Annotated in this window: 18 protein-coding genes and 1 pseudogene; 4 read left to right on the top strand and 15 right to left on the bottom strand. The window is 34.3% G+C overall.

Going from position 1 to position 20646, the window contains the following annotated elements:
- Positions 1-118: 118 nt before the first annotated feature.
- Positions 119-1507, bottom strand: a complete 1389-nt coding sequence (locus JCM14209_RS05530) for an amino acid permease (RefSeq protein ID WP_025022562.1) — start codon at positions 1505-1507, stop codon at positions 119-121.
- Between the two features lie 417 nt (positions 1508-1924).
- Here JCM14209_RS05530 and JCM14209_RS05535 point away from each other — a divergent pair, with 417 nt between their 5' ends.
- Complete coding sequence (locus JCM14209_RS05535; RefSeq protein ID WP_025022563.1) at positions 1925-2641, top strand: DUF554 domain-containing protein; 717 nt, start codon at positions 1925-1927, stop codon at positions 2639-2641.
- Positions 2642-2687: 46 nt separating this feature from the next.
- Here JCM14209_RS05535 and JCM14209_RS09190 read toward each other — a convergent pair.
- Positions 2688-3271 (bottom strand): annotated as a pseudogene (locus JCM14209_RS09190) (peptidylprolyl isomerase).
- Positions 3272-3645: 374 nt separating this feature from the next.
- On the opposite strand from JCM14209_RS09190, the gene JCM14209_RS05545 reads away from it, so the two are divergent.
- Positions 3646-5262, top strand: a complete 1617-nt coding sequence (locus tag JCM14209_RS05545; RefSeq protein WP_025022564.1) for a peptide ABC transporter substrate-binding protein — start codon at positions 3646-3648, stop codon at positions 5260-5262.
- Positions 5263-5291: 29 nt separating this feature from the next.
- Here the strand turns inward: JCM14209_RS05545 and amaP are convergent, their stop codons facing one another.
- Positions 5292-5819 carry an alkaline shock response membrane anchor protein AmaP gene (gene amaP, locus JCM14209_RS05550; protein ID WP_025022565.1) on the bottom strand — a complete coding sequence of 176 codons (528 nt, stop codon included), beginning with the start codon at positions 5817-5819 and terminating at the stop codon, positions 5292-5294.
- 149 nt (positions 5820-5968) lie between these two features.
- Positions 5969-7423 (bottom strand): MFS transporter, encoded by a 1455-nt coding sequence (locus JCM14209_RS05555; protein WP_025022566.1) that lies wholly within the window; start codon positions 7421-7423, stop codon positions 5969-5971.
- Between the two features lie 208 nt (positions 7424-7631).
- Here JCM14209_RS05555 and JCM14209_RS05560 point away from each other — a divergent pair, with 208 nt between their 5' ends.
- Together JCM14209_RS05560 and JCM14209_RS05565 are read left to right on the top strand one after the other, a co-directional pair.
- Positions 7632-9020 (top strand): L,D-transpeptidase family protein, encoded by a 1389-nt coding sequence (locus JCM14209_RS05560; RefSeq protein ID WP_025022567.1) that lies wholly within the window; start codon positions 7632-7634, stop codon positions 9018-9020.
- A gap of 142 nt (positions 9021-9162) precedes the next feature.
- Positions 9163-9684, top strand: coding sequence for a biotin transporter BioY (locus tag JCM14209_RS05565; protein ID WP_025022568.1), 522 nt, complete (start codon positions 9163-9165; stop codon positions 9682-9684).
- A 35-nt stretch (positions 9685-9719) separates the two neighbouring features.
- Here JCM14209_RS05565 and JCM14209_RS05570 read toward each other — a convergent pair whose 3' ends face one another.
- From JCM14209_RS05570 to ssb, 11 genes are all read right to left on the bottom strand, one after another.
- On the bottom strand, positions 9720-10277 hold the full coding sequence (locus JCM14209_RS05570) for a GNAT family N-acetyltransferase (protein WP_025022569.1): 558 nt from the start codon (positions 10275-10277) through the stop codon (positions 9720-9722).
- A 14-nt stretch (positions 10278-10291) separates the two neighbouring features.
- Positions 10292-11638: a threonine/serine exporter family protein gene (locus JCM14209_RS05575; RefSeq protein ID WP_035520031.1), complete on the bottom strand. Its 1347-nt coding sequence runs from the start codon at positions 11636-11638 to the stop codon at positions 10292-10294.
- An 86-nt stretch (positions 11639-11724) separates the two neighbouring features.
- Positions 11725-12591: a GRP family sugar transporter gene (locus JCM14209_RS05580; RefSeq protein ID WP_025022571.1), complete on the bottom strand. Its 867-nt coding sequence runs from the start codon at positions 12589-12591 to the stop codon at positions 11725-11727.
- Positions 12592-12779: 188 nt separating this feature from the next.
- Positions 12780-13490: an aspartate/glutamate racemase family protein gene (locus tag JCM14209_RS05585; RefSeq protein WP_025022572.1), complete on the bottom strand. Its 711-nt coding sequence runs from the start codon at positions 13488-13490 to the stop codon at positions 12780-12782.
- Between the two features lie 7 nt (positions 13491-13497).
- A complete protein-coding gene (locus JCM14209_RS05590) occupies positions 13498-14748 on the bottom strand; it encodes a carboxylate--amine ligase (RefSeq protein WP_025022573.1) in 1251 nt (416 codons plus the stop codon).
- 2 nt (positions 14749-14750) lie between these two features.
- Positions 14751-16277: a UDP-N-acetylmuramoyl-L-alanyl-D-glutamate--2,6-diaminopimelate ligase gene (locus tag JCM14209_RS05595; RefSeq protein WP_025022574.1), complete on the bottom strand. Its 1527-nt coding sequence runs from the start codon at positions 16275-16277 to the stop codon at positions 14751-14753.
- 111 nt (positions 16278-16388) lie between these two features.
- A complete protein-coding gene (locus tag JCM14209_RS05600; RefSeq protein WP_025022575.1) occupies positions 16389-16712 on the bottom strand; it encodes a hypothetical protein in 324 nt (107 codons plus the stop codon).
- Positions 16713-16821: 109 nt separating this feature from the next.
- Entirely contained in the window at positions 16822-18726 is a 1905-nt protein-coding gene (asnB, locus tag JCM14209_RS05605; RefSeq protein ID WP_025022576.1) for an asparagine synthase (glutamine-hydrolyzing), read from the bottom strand.
- Between the two features lie 194 nt (positions 18727-18920).
- Complete coding sequence (locus JCM14209_RS05610) at positions 18921-19610, bottom strand: M23 family metallopeptidase (RefSeq protein WP_025022577.1); 690 nt, start codon at positions 19608-19610, stop codon at positions 18921-18923.
- A 194-nt stretch (positions 19611-19804) separates the two neighbouring features.
- On the bottom strand, positions 19805-20041 hold the full coding sequence (rpsR, locus tag JCM14209_RS05615; RefSeq protein ID WP_025022578.1) for a 30S ribosomal protein S18: 237 nt from the start codon (positions 20039-20041) through the stop codon (positions 19805-19807).
- A gap of 19 nt (positions 20042-20060) precedes the next feature.
- Positions 20061-20618, bottom strand: a complete 558-nt coding sequence (gene ssb, locus JCM14209_RS05620; protein WP_025022579.1) for a single-stranded DNA-binding protein — start codon at positions 20616-20618, stop codon at positions 20061-20063.
- Between the last annotated feature and the right edge of the window lie 28 nt (positions 20619-20646).

The following is a 20646-nucleotide window of genomic DNA, read 5'->3' on the forward strand; positions in this document are numbered from 1 at the left end:
GGGGTATATCTTAATAATTTTTTATAATAAAAAATATATTTTTTATTTTTTTAAAAAAATATCACTTTTTTTTAAAAATAAAAAAGGTTTGAGAAATTTCTCAAACCTTTACACTTTATTATTTAACTTTCTTCTTATTCTTAACTATAAAAATAATAGATAAAACAATTAAATATACTAATCCAACCGTTACTGAAATTTGTGTATCTGGATTAATAAACATAAATAATACAATGATAACTAAAGCAATAATTGCTAAATAGTTAACATATGGGAAAAATGGCATCTTGAATGGATGATCTTTTAGCAAGTCTTTATTTTGCTTTCTAAAACGTAACTCTGAAACTAAAATTACAAACCAAGGTACTAATCCAGGTAATACACTTGAACTATATACGATTACGAATAAGCTTTCTGTTGATTTGCTTACAGTTGTTAAAATCACGTTTAAAATAAATCCAATTAAAATTCCTAACGAAATTGTTACAATCGCAACGTTTGGAACAACATGCTTTGATAATTTACCAAAGATACCAGGTACTTCTTTGTCCATTGACATCTTAAATAACATCCGACTTGAACTGTAGATACCTGAGTTAGCACCTGACATCGCAGCAGTTAAAACAACGAAGTTAATGATTCCAGCAGCCCCTGTAATCCCTACTTTCGCAAATGTTTCCACGAATGGTGAACCCACAGCATTTAATTGGTTCCAAGGATAAATTGAAACAATTACAAAAATTGCCCCAATATAGAAGATTAAAATTCGCCATACAATTGACTTAACTGAAGCCACAATTGCATGTTTGGGATTGTTAGCTTCCCCAGCAGTAATCCCTAATAATTCAATTCCTTGATATGAACCAACAATAATTGAAAGGGAGAACATAAATCCTTTAAAGCCACCTGTGAAAAATCCACCGTGTGACCAAAGATTTGATAAACCAATTGGATGCCAGTGGTTACCTAAACCTAAGAAGATAACTAATAATCCTAGGATAATCATCAAGACAATTGTTACTACTTTAATCATTGCAAACCAAAATTCTAATGTTCCATATGCTTTAGCAGAAGCCAAATTAGCTAAGGTTAACATCACAATTACAACAATTCCCGATATCCAATCAGGTAAGTTGGGCCACCAGTAATTCAAATACTCTGTTACCGCAATAACTTCACTGATCCCCACAACAATATATTGGAAAATATTACTCCATTTTGTAAGGTATCCAGCTAACGGATGGATGTACTCTGTTGCGTAATCAGCAAACGAACCGGTTCCTGGAGTGATGTAAATCATTTCCCCTAAGGCACGCATAACTGCATAAAGCAATACTCCTACAAACGCATATGCCAGCAACACTGATGGTCCTGTCCATTTAATCGTTGAAGTTGAACCCATAAATAATCCAACCCCAATTGTTCCACCAAGCGCAATCATTTCCATTTGGCCTGATGTTAACGTCCGATTCAGTCCACCATTTATTTTATTCTCTTTTTCCTTCATAAAAAATCCCCATTTCTTACATAGCTACCTATTTATAATAGTTGAAATAGTTAGCTAAAAAAAGAGTCCCTACCTTTCTGTAATTAAAAAGCCAACCATCTCAACTTAACTCAACTGCGAGTTTGTGCTGATTAAGGTTAGCTTGTCTAATTAACATCTATTTTTTGTATGCCAAAATCCCTCAATCAACCTTAAGCTGTGATTGAGGTGGTGGTTGTATTCATTTTTTTAAATTGTTTATAAATTAATTTTAACATAAGTACAACCTCCTACAGTTTGACTACATTTAAAGATTAACACTAAATATTATATATTGCAATACTTATACACTTATTTCCCCACGTTTTCCTACTCTTCTTGATTAATATTCGGTTTTAAAGTAGAATTATATCCAAAATTATCAAAAAGGGGCATTACATGGTCGGAATTGGAACAATCATTAATACATTTGCGGTTATTTTGGGCGGAATTTTAGGATATGTTTTCCAACGCCTCATTCCTACGAAAATCCAAAACACAGTGCTTAAAGCTATCGGTCTTGGAGTTATATTTATTGGAATTTCCGGAACATTAAGTAAAATGCTTATTATTTCAAATAATCATATCTCAACTACTGGAGAAATAATGTTGATTATCTCACTTTCTTTAGGAACTATTATTGGAGAACTACTTGATATTGATCAAAAATTTATCAATTTTGGTAATTTTTTACAATCAAAATTTTCTAAAACAAATAATTCAAAATTTAGCGAGGGCTTTATTCTTTCATCTTTAACTGTTTGCGTTGGGGCCATGGCGATTGTCGGAAGTCTTCAAGACGGACTCAATCAGGATCCTTCAATTTTAATTACAAAATCATTAATTGATTTTATTGTGGTTTTATTATTCGCAACAACTTACGGGATTGGTTGTAGCTTTGCTGCCCTTCCGATTTTTGTTTTCGAAGGTGGCATAACTTTATTGGCAGTTTTTATTAAGCCATTAATGACGACCAAAATGCTCAATGCTATATCTTTAGTTGGAAATTCATTAATTGTCCTTATCGGAGTTAACATGTTACTTAATCAAAAAATTAAAGTTTCAAACATGCTTCCTGCCTTATTAATTACCGTTATATACATTGTGTTAACATGAAAAAAGACATGCTATAGTGGCATGTCTTTTTCTTTGTTCTATTATACTAGTCTTGAATTTCAACTGCTTCAATCATAACATCATTAAGTGGCTTGTCAGCCATATCTTTTTTGACGTTGGCGATTTCATCAACAACATTCATTCCTGATTGAACTTGACCAAAAACAGTATGTCTATGATCTACCAAGGTGTACCACCCTTTTGGTAAGCTTCAATAATATCTTTTGGATAACCCGCTGCTTCCATTTGGCCTGCTAAATCAGCTGGGACATTTTGATTTTGAACGATAAAGAATTGACTTCCGTTCGTATTTGGACCAGCGTTAGCCATTGATAAAGCACCACGGATATTAAATAAATCATTTGAAAATTCATCTTCAAATGATTCTCCATAGATACTTTGACCACCCATCCCTGTTCCTGTTGGGTCGCCACCTTGAATCATGAAATCACTGATTACACGGTGGAAAATTACTGAATCATAATATCCTTGCTTAGCTAATCCTACAAAGTTTGCCACTGTTTTAGGTGCTTGATCTGGGAATAACTTAATTACAATATCTCCATGGTTAGTTTTAATTGTCGCAACTGGACCTTTTACATTATCTAAATCTAATTGTGGTAATGCCATTATTAAAATCCTCTCTTTTTCTCAATTTCTTTGACCATTTTATCATGTTTTTACTAACAAAATCTACTATGTTACCCTCCCCTTTCTTTCATGTTCCACGTGAAACGCGTTATTAACTGTAACGAATTTTTTCTCCCTTTTGGCTTCTTTAAATTTTTCTTTTTCATACTTAAAATTAAATTTTTACAATTTTTTTAATTTTTCTTCCCTAACTAAAGGCCTTTATATCAACAAACAATTAATACTATCTACCAAAAATTAAAATTAGATTAAAATCATTTTAATTTTTACTTGATTTTTTATCATCAGAAATTTAATATATAAAACGTTAGTTAAACTAAATAAATTTTATATACCGAAAGGATGTGAAGGTTATGGACTTAAAGAAATCAGTACTTACAGGGGTGACTTTAGCGATTAGTGGTGTTTCATTAGTTGCCCTTACCCCAAATAAAGCACAAGCTTCTTCAGTATTAAACTGGAGTGAACCAACTGAATTACAAACATTAGATGTGTCAAAAGTTTTGGACACTGTTAGTTCTGATATGCTTGGAAGTAGCATGGAAGGACTTTATCGTTTAGGAAATAATAGCGAGGTGACTCCAGGTATTGCTGAAAAGACCGAAGTATCTGATGACGGACTTACATATACCTTTACACTTCGAAAAAATGCTAAATGGTCAAACGGTGATCCTGTGACTGCCAAAGACTTTGTTTATTCATGGCAACGAACAGTTAATCCTAAGACTGGTTCCGAATATGCATATTTATTTAATGGAGTTAAAAATGCCGAAGCTGTTAATAAAGGAGAAAAGCCCCTCTCTGAACTAGGGGTTAAAGCAGATGGTGATTACAAGTTAGTTGTTAGTCTTGAACATCAAGTCCCTTATTTTAAAAAATTAATGGGATTCACTATCTTCTTCCCTCAAAATGAAAATGCTGTTAAGAAGTATGGTAAGAAATACGGTACTCAAGCAAAATATACAGTTTACAATGGTCCTTTCCAATTAAAGGACTGGAATGGCTCAAACTTAAGTTGGAAACTTGTTAAAAATAAATCATACTGGGATAAGAAAAATGTTAAGTTAAGTGAAGCTAACTTCCAAGTTAACAAGAGTACTTCAACTTCATACAATCTTTTCCAAAGTGGAAAGCTTGATTCAACTTACCTAAACTCAGAACAAGCAAAACAACTTAAGAACAAACCTGAATTTGTTTCACGAGAACAAGGTCGCATGAACTACCTTGAATTAAACGAAAATAACAAACTCTTTAAGAATGAAAAAGTTCGCCAAGCTGTTTCTTATGCAGTAAACAGAAAACAATTGGTTGATCACGTTTTAGGAAATGGTTCTCTTGCTCCAGAAGGAATTGTTTCTAAAGGCTTAATGAAATATGATGGTAAGGATTTCGCTGATGCTGCTAAGACAAAAGAAGGCGTTTCTTACGATGCCAAAAAAGCCCAAAAACTCTGGGTAGAGGGTCTTAAAGAAGCTGGGGTTAAAAACCCATCAATTACTTTAGTTGGCGACGATACTGATGTTGCTAAAAACGTAACAGAATATCTTCAAAGTCAACTTCAAACTAACCTTAAAGGTCTTAAAGTAAAAGTTCTCAATGTTCCAATGAAGAATCGTATCTCTCGTGCTCAAGAAGGTAAATTTGATTTAATCCTTTCAGGTTGGGGGGCAGACTTCTCAGATCCAATCAGTTTCTTAGATTTATTTACTTCAGATAATGCTCAAAACTACGGTAAGTGGAGCAACGAAGAATATGATAAATTAATTAAAGCTTCTAAAACAACTGATGCCGGTAATCCTGCTAAGCGTTGGGATGATATGGTTCAAGCTTCTAAAGTCTTAAGCCAAAACCAAGGTGTCGTGCCATTGTATCAATTATCACAAGCTACAATGATGAATAAAAATGTTAAGGGACTTGTATACAACACCGCAGGTATCCAATATAACTTTAAAGAAGTTAATGTTAAATAAAAAAAAGCTCGCCTTTTGGCGAGCTTTTTTTAGCTAGGAAATGGTTTAACACTTACTTCTAAGTTTCCCAAAGCGATTCCTAAAGTTGTTTTTAAATGCCCTTCGATTTTTCTATCAATTTTATCTTTGACTTTATACACAGGCATGTTTTGCGCGCAGACTCCTTTAATTTTTACATTTGCTTTTGCGCAATTTGGAATAACTTTAACTTCAACATCGAAGCTATCTAACCCTGAATTTTCATATAATTGTTGTTTCAAAGAATCCTCAACCATTGTCTTGTCCACGCGGACACGCAAATTTTTTCCTTGATGCACAATCATTGATTCAGCAACCGTCGGCGTCATGGATACAATCCAAATTGAAAAAATACTCGTTAATATAAAATAGATTACTACAAAAAAGACATTTATATGCCCGATCGGCGACATAAAATATCTAAATAACCACTGACTTATTTGCCCCTGCGGACAAAAACGGAGCATAAAACCAATTATTCCCATTAAAGCCTGTAAAATAAAAACCCCTACCATTATTTGTTTTTTCCACTTTTCCACGAAATTACACCTCTTTTTTGTAAGCATTTTCACTATTACCCTATCTTATCGTATCCTTTCTAAATTCTTGTAAAAAAAATCTTGGTTTTTTCTTAAAATCAAAAAAGCCATCTATGATTTTCACGTAATCACAAATGGCGTTTCCATAATTATTTTGATTTTTTATTGAAGTAATAATTCGTAATATAAGCTAAAACAATTAAAACTAAGGCGGTTAACATAATGTTATGCAATCCAAAATGCAGATATGTCCGCATTTGGGGCAATAATTTTTGCGGTAATGATCCAACGGCTTGTGCATCACTTAATTTATTCATCATTTCTAAAGTTACTTTACCGCCACTTTGTTTAATGATATGCATCAATGATAAATTCATCACGACTCCATAAATTGCTGACATAAATGTTTGGGCTAAGATTCGAATTAAATAACTTAATGATGTTGCAACTGCCATATCGTTTTGGTCAACATCAATTTGAACCTTAACTTGAAGCAAAACAAAAATAAAACCGACTCCAAATCCAGAAAAAGCTCCTAAGAACATCAACATCGGATAAGAAATATTAACGCTTGTCAACATTAATCCAAAAATTGAAATGCCGATACATGTAATTCCTAGCACCAATAACTGATAGTTTTTCCACCGTGCTTGGAAAAAAGATACTACCTGGGCGCCGATTAAATCTGTAATCGAGTTAGGAATCAATGCCATCCCCCCAATAAGGGCACTTACACCTAATAAGCCTTGAGCCCACATTGGAAGATAGATATTAATTCCAATAAAAGCTCCCCAAGCTAAAGAGAACAATATATAATCCCCAACTAAAGTTTTATTTTTAAATAATTCCATATTAATTAATGGATCTTTTTGTTTAATCTCATACCTTACGAATGCGGTCATAATAATGATTCCAAGGATAAATACAACTAATAATACCCAGTTGTTCATTAATCCCAACATCTGTAAGGCAAATAAAATCATACTCAAACCAACGACTAAGAAAATTGATCCTAATAAATCAAACGGACCTTTATCTAACTGGCGTTGTTCTTGATAAAATAATCCAATTAATAACATTGACGCCAAGCCAATTGGAATATTGATATAAAATACCCATTTCCAAGAAAATGTATCAACAATCCAACCCCCGATTATGGGACCAGCAATCGCCGCTGCACTAAAGCCCCCGGCTAAATAGCCTAAGACTTTCGTTCGTTGCTTAATATTGGTAAATACATAACCCAACATAATATAAGGAAGAGCTCCCATTCCTCCGGCACCAATCCCCATTAAGCCACGCGCAAATACAAAAAAAGGCATACTCTTTGCTAAACCACCTAAGGCTGAACTAATTACAAACAGTAATAAGGACGCATTGAAGGCGAATTTGTTCCCCATTTTTTCACCAAACTTACTCCAAAGTGGCGTTGAAACTGACATTCCAAATAAGAATAAGGCAATGCTCCAGCCCATATATTCAATTCCCTTTAAATCAGCGATTATTGCTGGTAAAGCGGTATTGATAATTGTTCCATCTAAGCCAGCCATAATATTCGCTAGTAATAATGCCAGGGTTAAAGCATTTATTTGTCTTTTTTTCACTAGTTATCTCCTCCCTTTTATCCTTTTATATCTACTTTATCCTAATATTCTTATTGGTCAAGTTTAAATCAATTTATTAGTGTTCAATATTTATCGAAATATTTACTTTAAATAAGCGATTTTTATTGTTTTTTCGCTTTTTTTCGATTATAGTTATTAAAGAAATGAGAATTATATTTATGAAAATTAAAATTAATAATTTTTTGGGGTGATTACAATTAACAAAACAATGACATGGTCTGTCGCAGGAATTGGTGCCATCTTATTAGCGTGTGGTGGATCATATTTTTACCAAAATACACATTTTAATAAAAATGTACAAATTAATGGGGTAAACGTCGGCGGACTTTCAGTAAAAAAAGCAACACAAAAAGTCCAAAGTACTCCATTAAACAACTCTGTTTACTTGGATAACAAACTTATCTTTAAAGGACAAGAAAAAGTATCAGAGGCAAGTCAAGTATCTGAAACAGATGTTAAACAAGTATTTTCAAAACAATTTAGCTTCTTTCCAAGTTCAAAGGATATCAACTACCAAATTAATGGCACAAATGAAAATAACTATCGTAAAACAACGCTTAAAAATGCCGTTCAAGCTAAATTAGCCAGTGCTAATGAAACACGCACTGCTCCAGTTGATGCTTATGCCCAATTAAAAGATGGTAAAGTGAGTGTTGTTAACGCTAAAAAAGGAAATTTATATGATATTGATAAAATCATGAAGGAATATGATTCTCAATTAAACGACAACCAAATCAAATTATCTACTGCGTATGTTCAACCATTAAGTGCTGATAGTAAAAAAATCGCAACTGATAAGGCTAAGTTAAGTGAACTTTCTAAACAAAAAATTGATTACAAAGTTCAAGATAAGACTTACCAATTAGCAGCTGCTGATGTAATTAATTCAGCAACTATTAAAGATGGTAAATTTAGCTTTAATACTGAAAAGTTAAATAAAAAAATCGCTGCTATTAACAAAGCACAAGGAACTCTAAACAAAAACTTAAAATTCCATACAACAAATGGAAATAACATTACCTTAGAAAAAGGATCCTACGGTTGGGCTTTGAGTGAAAAGAAAGCCGCTAAAACAATCACAACTGCTTTTAAAGAAAAGAAATCTAGTGTCGATGCCAAAGACGACACTTATGGTGAAGGTTACAACACTAAAGGAACTGGCTATTCCGTTACATCAAACAACGGTATCGGTGACAACTATGTTGAAATTTCGTTGGCACAACAACATGTTTGGGTATATCGTAACGGTAAACAAGTCGCTTCTATCAATATTGTTTCTGGGACTAATGATGGTTACTACAACACACCAAAAGGTCTTTACTATGTAATGTACAAGCAAACAAATACGGTTTTACGTGGTCGTAACGCTGATAACAGTGCTTATGCAAGTCCTGTAAGTCGTTGGGCTCCATTTACACTTGATGGTTGTGGATTCCACGATGCAAGTTGGCGTTCAAACTGGAGTTCAACCGCATACTTAAGTAATGGATCACACGGATGTATCAACATTCGTCCATCACAAGTAAATATGGTTTACGACAACATTACTGAAAACGAACCAGTTGTTATTTACTAATTAATACTCCAAGAAGGGATGACATTTCATTCCTTCTTTTTTTGCTATCATTGTTAACCTTTTTAGAAAATTTAGTTGACAATGTAAGTAGAGAATTCTAAACTTAGACTAAATCTAATTATAAATTAATAAGAGGTTACATATGTCTTATTCAACCAATAAATTAACTCAGTCCGCAATCTTACTTGCGCTCTTAATTATTTGTTCTCAACTAACAATTCCACTCCCAATAATTCCTTTTACCCTCCAAACTTTAGCGGTAGGGATAATCGCAACTATTTTACCTTTAAAAAACGCGTTGCTTGTAATCTTGACTTATCTACTTATGGGATTAGTTGGTTTACCAGTTTTTTCCAATTTCAAAGCGGGAATCGGCGTTTTTTATAGTCCTGTTGGCGGATATCTTGTGGGCTTTTTCCTATATGTTATTATTACTGCTGGTAGTTTACGTTTTTTTAAACCTACCCCTATCACCATTTTTTTAACTAACCTTTTAGGCGCAACAGTCCAATTAGTATTTGGTGGTCTTTGGATGATGTTTTTATCTAAATTATCCTTAACAACCGCTATTAGCGTAGGCATCATCCCCTTTATCATTCCCGGAATTATCAAAATTTTGGTAATTTGCTTAATTACTCCACGAATTTTAAAATTTGCTAAATAAAAAACTAGAGCTCAAATTTTGCTCTAGTTTTTCTTTTATTCATTAACTTCTTTTACTTTTATCGGTAAATAATAAGCTTGACGCCCCTTCATAAAGCGATGCATCAATTCTGGATACAACTGCGCCTTCACCTTTTCATTTGGACTCAAGAAATCATAATTTACGCCGCCTTTTTCAATACTAATAAAACCTGACTTGGTAAAGCCATTTCGTGCATAGAATTTTTGTCGGCGAATTCTTTGTTCATTATTGGGGGCCAATTTTCCTGGTCGTTCCGCACTTAAACCGATAATTCGATCAGCATAACGTTCTTTAATCGCTGTAAGTGCTTGACTGCCAAAGCCTTTTGCTTGAAATTTTGGATCAATCGCTAAGAAAAACACATACGCGATTTTTTTACTTAAAACCGTATAAAAGAACCCTACCCATTGATCATTGTGATAAAGACTGCAAAATTCCGCTTTATTTTGATTAGCACGCATTTTTAAAAACCAGAGGGGTAATTGTTCCACTTTAGGGAAAACTTCCTCATATACGCGTTTAATTGCCTTAAAATCCGAAGACTTAGTCTTAATTGGTTTTACGACTAACATTTAAGTCACCTTCCTTAATCACAATGCCGCCATTTTTTATCTGTAAGGATTCGCGCTGCAATTAATCCCAATGGTAAAAACATTACTATTAATGCCGCTTTTGTTAACCATAAACTTCCATCACTTAAAGAAGTCATTCCGATGTTATATACCGCACGATACATGTATAATCCCGGAACCATGATTACAATCGCAGGGACTGTCAATGAAATACGCGGATAACCTTTACCAAATTCCGCGAGTATTCCGGCAATAAAAGCACCAATAAACGCTGCAGCTCCGGCAGGAATATTAGTTAAATCAACCAATTCCAAGCGCACCGTATTAGCAATTGCTCCGATAAATCCAGCAATCATCGCCATCTTAACGGTACTATTAAACATCATTGAAAATCCAAATACCCCCACAAAACTTGCTAGTAAACGTAAAATAATCATTAACCCTAAACTTAAATTTTGGGGTACAAAATTTTCTGGAGTCAAATTAACAATTAAAGCAACCACCCAACCGACTAGCGTAGCAACGCCAATAATCGTAATCGCATGCGCTAAGCGTTCTAGTCCTGAACGCATATCGGATTTAGCAATATCTAATCCACTAGTAATAAAGGGAAATCCCGGGATGACAAACAACATTGCCCCGATATAGCCGGCTTGGTGTTGTGATGAAATATGAAATGCTATTTCTAATGCGCGAAAGACCAACGTATATGATAGGCACGCACAAGCCACACTCACCGCAATGCAAGCGAATAAGGTTAATTTCTTTTCAAGCATTTTTTTGCGGATAAAATTCCCAATTCCGGCCCCAACAAAGGAACCAAGCATTTCAATCGGACCTCCACCAAGTAAAAATACAAAGGCGCTACATGCAAATGCGGCTGCAAATCCAACAAGGGTTGCGGAGTAATTCCCTGATTTTTTTTGAATTTCATCTAATATATTATGGATTCTTTCAATCGAAACTGCCGAGCCGCCATTTTTGAAGTCATCAACCAATTGTTCCATTTCCGCCAATTTATCCGTATTAACCCCCGTTGACCCGAGTGCCAAAGCTTGAGTATAACTATTTCCTTGCTTATCAATACATGTATATTCCAAGGATAATAATCCCACATCGGCAGAACATGCTAGGTCAAATTCACGGGCAATCTCATTCATTGATTTTCGTACACGCCAAGCTCCCGTTCCATAAGATAGCAACATCAATCCAACTCTTCCAACTAAAGTTGCTTTTTCTTTTAATGATGCTGTTTTAGCTGATTTTTCTTGATCACTTGTAAAGTTATGCCATGGTATTGGCATATGATGATGACTCAACAAGGATGATTTATATGCTTCCATGGTCATCTTATTACTCATTTTTAATCCCCCAAATATTGATTATAATATCCCTATTATAACAAAAAAATCTAAGCCCGTATAAACGAGCTTAGATTTAATAATGTTTAGATAAAACCAGTCATTACACTACCGATAACGATAAGTGCTAAACCAGCGATTGTAAATTTCAATTCTGTTGCAGTTTTCTTTTCGTGTAAGAATACCATACCACCGATTGTTGAAATCAATACACATAATTGTGTAAAGATAAAGGCAGTAGTTGATCCGTTTGCTTGTGCTGAGAAGATGTATGCATAAGCTGCAATTCCCCAAGCAGCACCAGGAATCATACCTAACCAAGTTGATTTAGCAGAAAATTCCTTAGCTTGTTTTGAGAATAACACATATAATGAAGCACCACATAAAATCCCTAAAGTTTCAGGTAAGAATAATGATTGTGGTGATACTTCCTTAACTTGTGGTAAGTTAGGGAATGAACTATATACCCAGTAACCAATTGTTGTTACTCCAAGGAATAACACATCTTTAACTGAAGCTGTACCACCATCACGATCGTCTGTTTTTGCTGTTAAAATAACCCCTAAAACAACGATTGCTAAAGCAATGATACCTAATGTTTTAGCTTGGACACCTTTCCAGTCACCCAAAAATAACATCCCGATAATTGAGTTACCAACTAATTGTAAACCTGTTGAAATAGGCATTGTAGTTGTAACACCCATACGTTCTGGACGCATTGAAACAAATTGACCTAATTGACCAATTGTCCATAATGCACCTGCAATAAATGCAATGATGAAACTTTGCATGTCCATTGCTGGTTTTGTAAAAATAAATACCAACAATCCAACTAAAGTTGCACCTAAACCTGTTCCCAAAATTTGGTTACTTGGATTACCGCCAGTCTTGCTAGCAATAAGTGGGAAAATCCCCCAACCAATAGCGGGAATTAAAGCAATAAGAATATTCAATTTTTCCACCTCATAGTCTCTCTTATATACCGCTTTCATTTTAAACGACAATATATATTTTACCTAAAATACGAAATAAATCAAGATGTAAACACTTTCTTTTTTGGATAATTATAAATTTTTAGGATAGTATAGATATAATTTGACTCAGAAAATTAAAAAAACCGAAATTTCTTTCGGTTTTTCATTTAATTTTTTCGATTTTCCAAGGCCAATTCAATTGTTTTATCAACTAAAATTGATTGACTATCGATAATAGGTAAATCTTCAATTGGTTCTCTTTCTTGTGCCAATGATAATTCAGTACAACCTAAGATAACCACGTCACAATCCATTTTTTCTAACATATCAAGCACAGTTTGGCGATATAATTTCGCATCAACGATATCTTGTTCTTTAATATCATCATAAATCAATTCCATCGTCATTGCTTCAATTTCCTTTGATGGTTTTACCAATTCATATCCCGCATCAAGAATTTCTTTATCATAAACACCATCATACAAAGTCCCTTGTGTTGCGATAATACCAACTTTTTTTGCATTTGGAAACTTATGTTTAATTTCTTGCACTGCTAAACGAGGCATGTGTAGAATCGGCACATCGACCGCTTCTTGTAATGCATCATAAAAATAATGCGCTGTATTACATGGAAGCGTGAAAAAATCAGGTTTTAAGGCTGCTTGTTGCTTAAAATCTTCGATTAAAGGTTCCTTAGGGCTAGGTTGGCTATGATTTAAAATATAAGCGGTCCGATCAGGCATTGTTGCATGATTAACCAAAATATAATTTAAATAATCTTGATCCTTTTTAGCCGGCGTACGTAAATTTAATTGATGAATATAACTTTCAGTTGCCATGGTTCCCATGCCACCAATAATTGTAAAAAAGTTCTTCACGATTTCATCATCCTTTATTTTCTTTGAAGTAACGATCAAAATTCTTCACATAATTGTGATTCATCCACTTAATTAATAACCAACGTTTAAAGTTCATATCTTTTGAATATTCAAAAGTTGTCCCATAACGACCTTGCTTAATTAATTCAAGTGCATATTTTTTATCTTCATTATCACGCGCATATTTCTTGAAGACCTTCACCGGAACTCCAAGCCATAAAGCGTGATTTTCTTTGTCTTTGTTTCCATAAACTGTATCTTGATCTTTTAAATCATCTAAAACATAGTCACGAACTACCCAGCTAGCTAAATTGTAGCCATCTAAAGTTACGAAAAATGAACTTCTACCTTGGCGAAGGTTAATTTCAAATAACTTATAAGTGTTATCACGACTATCGTATTTCATATCAAAGTTAGCATAACCAGTAAAGTTAATTGCTTCCAAGAAATTCTTAATACGGTCATAAATATCTTGATTAAACTCTGGTAAGATTGCGACATAATTTCCGATTGCAGATGGAGCCGGATCTTCAAGTAATGGGTGACCCATACACATCATTTTAACGTTATGATTACGGTCAACATATGCATTTAAAACGCGCATATTACTGTCATCACCAGGGATGAAGTCTTGTAAGATAAAGTCTGAAGTATAACCATTCTTATATGCTTGATCAACTACATACTTAAATTCAGCTTCGTCTTTAATACGAAAAGCTTTCTTACGGCCTTCAAAGTGAACATCTAACCATTCAACACTATTAGCAGGCTTTAAAGCTACTGGATAATCAAATGGTTGTTCTAATGTATCAAGATTTTCGTGCATTTCTTTAGTAATCACGTGTGTTTTTGGATATGGTAAATCATATTTGTCACACATTTCATAGAAACGTTCCTTGTTGTTTAAACTCTTCAATAAGTCGTAATCAACGTAAGGACATACAAAAACATCTGATAACTCATCTTTGTGTTTTGAAATAAGTTCAGCGTATCCATCCCCACAACCAATTAAAATTACTGGTTCTTCATGATTACGATAACGTTCTTTAATCTTACGCATTTCTTCAATCCAAACAGGATCTTCGGCAAAACCGTCAATTAATTCAACGTCTACCACTTTAGTAAAACGTGTTGGGGCTAATTCAACTTGAGCAAATGCTTTAACTGGTTGATGGTATAACTCATAAAAAGAGCGTGCCATCCCATAAACGTTAAAGTCACTTCCTAATAAAATTGGTGTAAATGCTGGTGCATTCATCTTTATAATTCCTCCACAATTCTTTTTGCTACATTAACATCTGATGGATAAGGAACGTCAATTCCTTTCACCTTTTGATATGGATCTTCCCCTTTACCGGCAAGAACCACAATATCGTCATTATTACTCATTTTAATCGCTTTTTCGATTGCTTTTTGTCGATCCATTTCATATTCCACTTCAACGCGCTCATGATTAATATAACTATCAATTTCTTGCGCAATTTTCATTGGATCTTCAAATCCTGGATCGTCCGTGGTTAAAAAGACATGGTTTACTTCTTCGTTTAATGCCTTTCCAAATCCTGGACGCCGAGAAATCCCTTTATCTCCAGGACAACCAACCACTGCAATTACTTTTCCTGCATGGGTTTGATTACGTAAAAATGAGAATAACGCCTTTAAACTTGCATAATTATGGGCATAATCAACATAAATGGTCCCATTATTTTTAGTTTTAATTGTTTCCATTCTTCCTGGAATATGGACTTTTTGCAATTCCTCTTTTGCATCAGCACATTTTGCTCCCCCTAAAGCAGAAGCAATAATTGCACTTACGGCGTTACCTTCATTGTAATCTCCAGGAACACTGGATTCATATTTTCCATCTAACGCTAAATTCTTGGCTTTGCTTGATACAGCTTGAAGAGAAAAATCACTTCGATGTAAATCTTCTAGCTCATTACGATATTCAAAATCTAATGGTACATTAACCTTTGCACCTTTTCTCGCAAATACAAAGATATTTTCAGGCTGACTCGTAGCTTTGGCAGTGTAATACACATCATCAAAGTAATCAGTCTCACCGTTAATGATAACGGATTTTGAATTAACTAATAACTGTTCTTTACAGAATAAATAGTCTTCAAAAGTTGGATGTTCATTTCTTCCAATATGATCGGTAGTAATGTTCAAGAAAATTCCCACATCAAACTTCAAGCCATAAACCCTTTGACGCTTATAAGCTTGCGATGAAACTTCCATCACTAAGTGTGTCATCCCATTATTTACAGCTTGGCGCATATCATGGAATAAATCCAAAGATTCAGGGGTCGTTAAATCAGATTTAAATCTTTGGGTTGGTTCATTTCCTAAGACACGATCAATGGTTGAAAATAACGCAACTTTATTGTGCGTTGATCTTCTTAGGATATGTTCTGCAAAATATGCAGAGGTTGTTTTTCCTTTAGTTCCAGTATATGCAACAATAAATAATTCATTTTGAGGATAATCGTAAAATGCCGCTCCAATAAGCGCCATTGCTTCTTGGACGTTTTTTACAATAATTCCCGTAATATTAGTTTGTTGTTCATAATTTTTTTCCGCTACATAGGCAGTTGCGCCTTGTTTTACCGCAGATACAAGATATTCCGGTTTAAAATTCCCTTTGCAAAAAAATAGGGTATCAGAACTAACCTTTCGTGAATCATACGTAACCTTTCCAAAAGTTAATGATTGGTTATTTACAACTTCAACCAAAAGATTATGCTCTTTTAATAAAGTTAAAGCTTCAATGATGTTTAGTGCCATCAGCTTTTGCACCTTCTAACTCTTTAAAATTGTCTCACTTTCTATTATTTCATGTTTTCATCAAAAAAGAAATATCCTTCAATAAAGTCCTAAGAAAAACTTTACTTTTAATTACTTCGAAGTCCCACTGGTTACATCTGGATTGTTTGGATCGACAAAATGATATTCTACTTCATCGTTATTAAGGATTACTTTTAAATCATAATCATCTAATATCCATTCATCTTCTTGCGTTACATAAAATTCAATCCCTTCAACCTGACAATACTTTTCCGCCTTATCTTCATTATCGATAACAATTCCTAAAAAGTAACTAGGAAATACGGTCGGGATGCCCCCGTATATTTTGGTGAAAATTTTTACTCGATCACCATTTTTTAAATGCATTTGTTGGCTTAACTTTTGGGCTGCTTTAGTTGTAACTTTTAACTCCATTTTTCCTACCTATCCTGATTTATATTTTATTTCAATTATACATTACCCCTGGTATTTGCGCATATTTACTAAAAAAGGCTGGAAAATTAATTCCAGCCTTTAACGGTAATTATTCACCTTGGTGAGCTTTTACTTCGTTGTATTGAATTTGATCACGAATATCATTTTCACAATCTTCTGGGAAGTATATTTGATACCATAAAATAAATGTGTAGATTGTAAAAATCTTTTGCATACTTGATTTTCCGTTTAAGTGTTCTTGGAAAATTTCTAATAATGCATCTGTATCAAAGAATTTCTTCGCAACATCTGATGTAAATGCATCTTCAATCATTTTCTTAAATTTAGGTTCTTTCATCCATTGAGCAACAGGTGATGGGAAACCTAATTTTTCTTTTTGAGCAACCTTTTCTGGCAATTCTGCTTGAGCAGCTTTACGTAATGATACCTTAGTAGTTGTTCCTTGAATACGAGTCTTGATTGGCATTGTTGCAGCGAATTTAGCGACTTCACGGTCAACTAATGGTGTACGTACTTCAAGTGAGTTTGCCATACTCATACGGTCAGCTTTTTGTAAAATATCGAAAGGTAACCATGTATTAATGTCGAAGTATTGCATTTGTGTCATTTCATCTTTGTCTTTAACTTCATCAAAGATGTGCTTTGTATATGCTCCTGTATCAACGTTTAAGCTCTTGTTTTTCAAGATTTTTTCACGTTCATTGTAGTCATATACATAGTTAACACGATAATATCTTTCGCTTAATGGTTGAGCGCCACGCGTTAAGAAACGTTTACCGTGGAAACGAGGCATGTTCTTAACTGCTCCGGCCAAGCCTTTTCGAATAAATCCTGGAACGAATTTTTGGTAGCGTTCAAATGGACCTGCTTCTAAATATGTGTTATATCCACCAAAGAATTCATCAGCACCTTCACCAGATAAAGCAACTTTTACGTGTTCACGTGTTCCTTTTGAAAGGAAGTATAATTGCATTGCTGAAGGGTTAGACATTGGTTCGTCCATGTAATACATAATTGTTGGTAAAATACCAAAGTAATCATCGGCATCAATCTTGATTGGAGTATTCTTTTGACCAATACCTTCCGCAAAGTCATGTGCCCAATCAATTTCACTGTATTTAGATCTGTCATAACCTAAAGTAAATGATTGAATATCGTCTTGTTTAATCTTTGATGCTTCATTGAATACGTATGATGAGTCAACTCCACTAGATAAGAAGCTACCAACTTCAACATCCGCTACCATATGTGAACCAACTGATTCACGAACAATTTCACGAATTTTTTGGGCATCTTCTTCAACTGTTTGTGAGTTGTCAATTTCATCATAGTTAAACTTGTAGTATTGATGTACTTCAGTTTTACCATTCTTATGAATTAAGTATTGTCCTGGCATAACCTTGTAGACATTCTTAAACATTGTTTCTTTAGATGGAATGAATTCAAAACTTAAGTGAATTGGTAATAATTCTTCATTAAATTCTTTCACAAAATTTGGGTGATCTAAGAAACCTTTAATTTCAGAGGCCCAAAGGAAAGTTTTTCCATCATCATAGTAGTATAATGGCTTAATCCCAAAGTGATCACGTGCCATGAATACTTCGTTAGTTGCCTTATCATAGATGGCAAAAGCATACATCCCACGAGTTTTTTGTAATAATTCAGGACCCCAAGCATCATAACCATGAATTAAAACTTCTGAATCAACATCTGTTTTAAATTCATATCCTAAATCTTGAAGTTCTTTTCTGATTTCTTGATAGTTGTAAATTTCACCGTTAAAAGTCAATACTTTTGTTTGATCTTGGTTGTACATTGGTTGTCTCCCATGAGCCAAGTCAATGATTGATAAACGACGGAATCCCATCGAAACATTTTCATCACGGAAAAAGGCTTCATCATCTGGTCCACGGTGACGAATACGATTAGCCATGTTGACAATTACGTCATCTTGAACGTCTGTTTGGTTAACATAACCGACAAATCCACACATAATTAATCCCCTTATCTATTCATTAAATTTCTCCAAAATTTGGAGGTATCATTTGTATATGATAACATATTAGTGCTGTAAAATTTGACCTTTAAAAAAACTTAATCAATTTGTACAGTAACACTAAGATTATAGCACTTTAAACCTTATCGACTCAAGTTTAAAAAGCCTCACTGAAACAGTGAAGCTTTTTTCTAACTTTTATTTTGTGCGTCTCCTACAGTTACTGTTGTAGTCCCGTCTTTAATAGTATCCGGACGGTTCGTATCTGTCCCATACATATTTGTTAGTTGATTCACCCATTCACTTGAATGACTATCACAACCAAATAATTGTGCTGGGTCTAAATAATCTGTTGTAGCCGCTTCTTTTGAGTCTTTAGGTAGTGGTGGTAAGGGGTAGTCATTATTCACGTATTCACCTGCATTTTTGTACATTCCAATATGCAAATGAGGCGCAAAACTGTCATAATCAGGAGATTCGCCGGTTCCCCCAACAGTCCCAACTTCTTGTCCGACTTTGACTTCAGTATCTTTACTTACTTTAATTTCCGATAAATGCTGATAATATGTCGCTGTATCTGAAGCTTCATCATACACAATTACAATATTTCCATGTCCTGAAATAAAGCCAGCATAGACTACTTTTCCCGCTCCAATGGTTAATACTGGTGTACCTTTTGCTTGCGGCAAATCCCATCCCTGATGATATTGAATATCATCAAGACTGCGCCATCCCATCCCGGAGGAAACTTGAATATCTTCAACACTAACATTAGGAAAAGGTGAATTAGCCACTTCGTTTGCCTTTATGTTTTCTTGAAAAAGTCCTAACGTCCCTAACAGTGTTATTCCTATAATCCAAAGTTTATTTTTTATTTTCAACCTTATTTCCCCTTATCGTATTCTTTATAATCTTTAATCCATTAATAAGTTTACTATAAGAAAATATTCAAAAGGTCTTTTTAAATAAAACGTTAAATAAATGAAACACTACTCTACATTCTTTTTCTTTAATGTTACAAAATAATAAAAAAAGGTTGAAGAAATAAAAATTTCCTCAACCTTTTAAAAACTGATTAGTCTTCAGCAACGAATGGTAATAATCCCATAATACGTGCGCGCTTGATAGCAACAGTTAATTTACGTTGGTTCTTTGCGCTTGTACCTGTTACACGACGTGGTAAAATCTTACCGCGTTCTGAAATGAAACGACGTAATAAATCAGTATCCTTGTAATCGATGTATTCAATGTGGTTAGCTGCGATAAAGTCAACCTTACGGCGACGGCGGCCACCTCGACGTTGTTGTGCCATGGTATTCCCTCCCTATTAATTAGAATGGTAGGTCATCATCTGAAATATCAATATCAGCGCCACCATTATTACTGAATGGATCAACTGTAGCATCTGCTTGATTATTAGCAGGAGTACTTTGAGTATCCCCACCAAAAGCATTACCATTATTAAATCCAGCTTGTGAACTTGAACCAAATGGATTGCTATCGAATGATGATTGACCTGAAGGAGCAATATTACCTTGTCCGTGTTGTTCACGGTAGCGATCTGATTCAGCACGAGATTCTAACAATGAGAAGTTATCAGCAACAACTTCTGTTACATAAACTCGTTGTCCTTGTTGATTTTCATATGAACGTGTTTGTAAACGACCATCGATACCAACCATTGAACCTTTATGAGTAAAGTTAGCAAAATTCTCTGCTGGTTTACGCCACATCACACAGTTAATAAAGTCAGCTTCACGTTCTCCTTGTTGGTTAGTGAACTGACGATTTACTGCAACTGTAAACGAAACAACTGCTGCACCGCTTTGTGTATAACGTAATTCAGGATCTCTTGTTAAACGTCCTACTAAGACAGTTCTATTAATCAAAGTAACGTCCTCCTTTTAAAAGTTTTAG

It is taken from the genome of Ligilactobacillus hayakitensis DSM 18933 = JCM 14209 (assembly GCF_000615845.1).
GTDB lineage: Bacteria > Bacillota > Bacilli > Lactobacillales > Lactobacillaceae > Ligilactobacillus > Ligilactobacillus hayakitensis.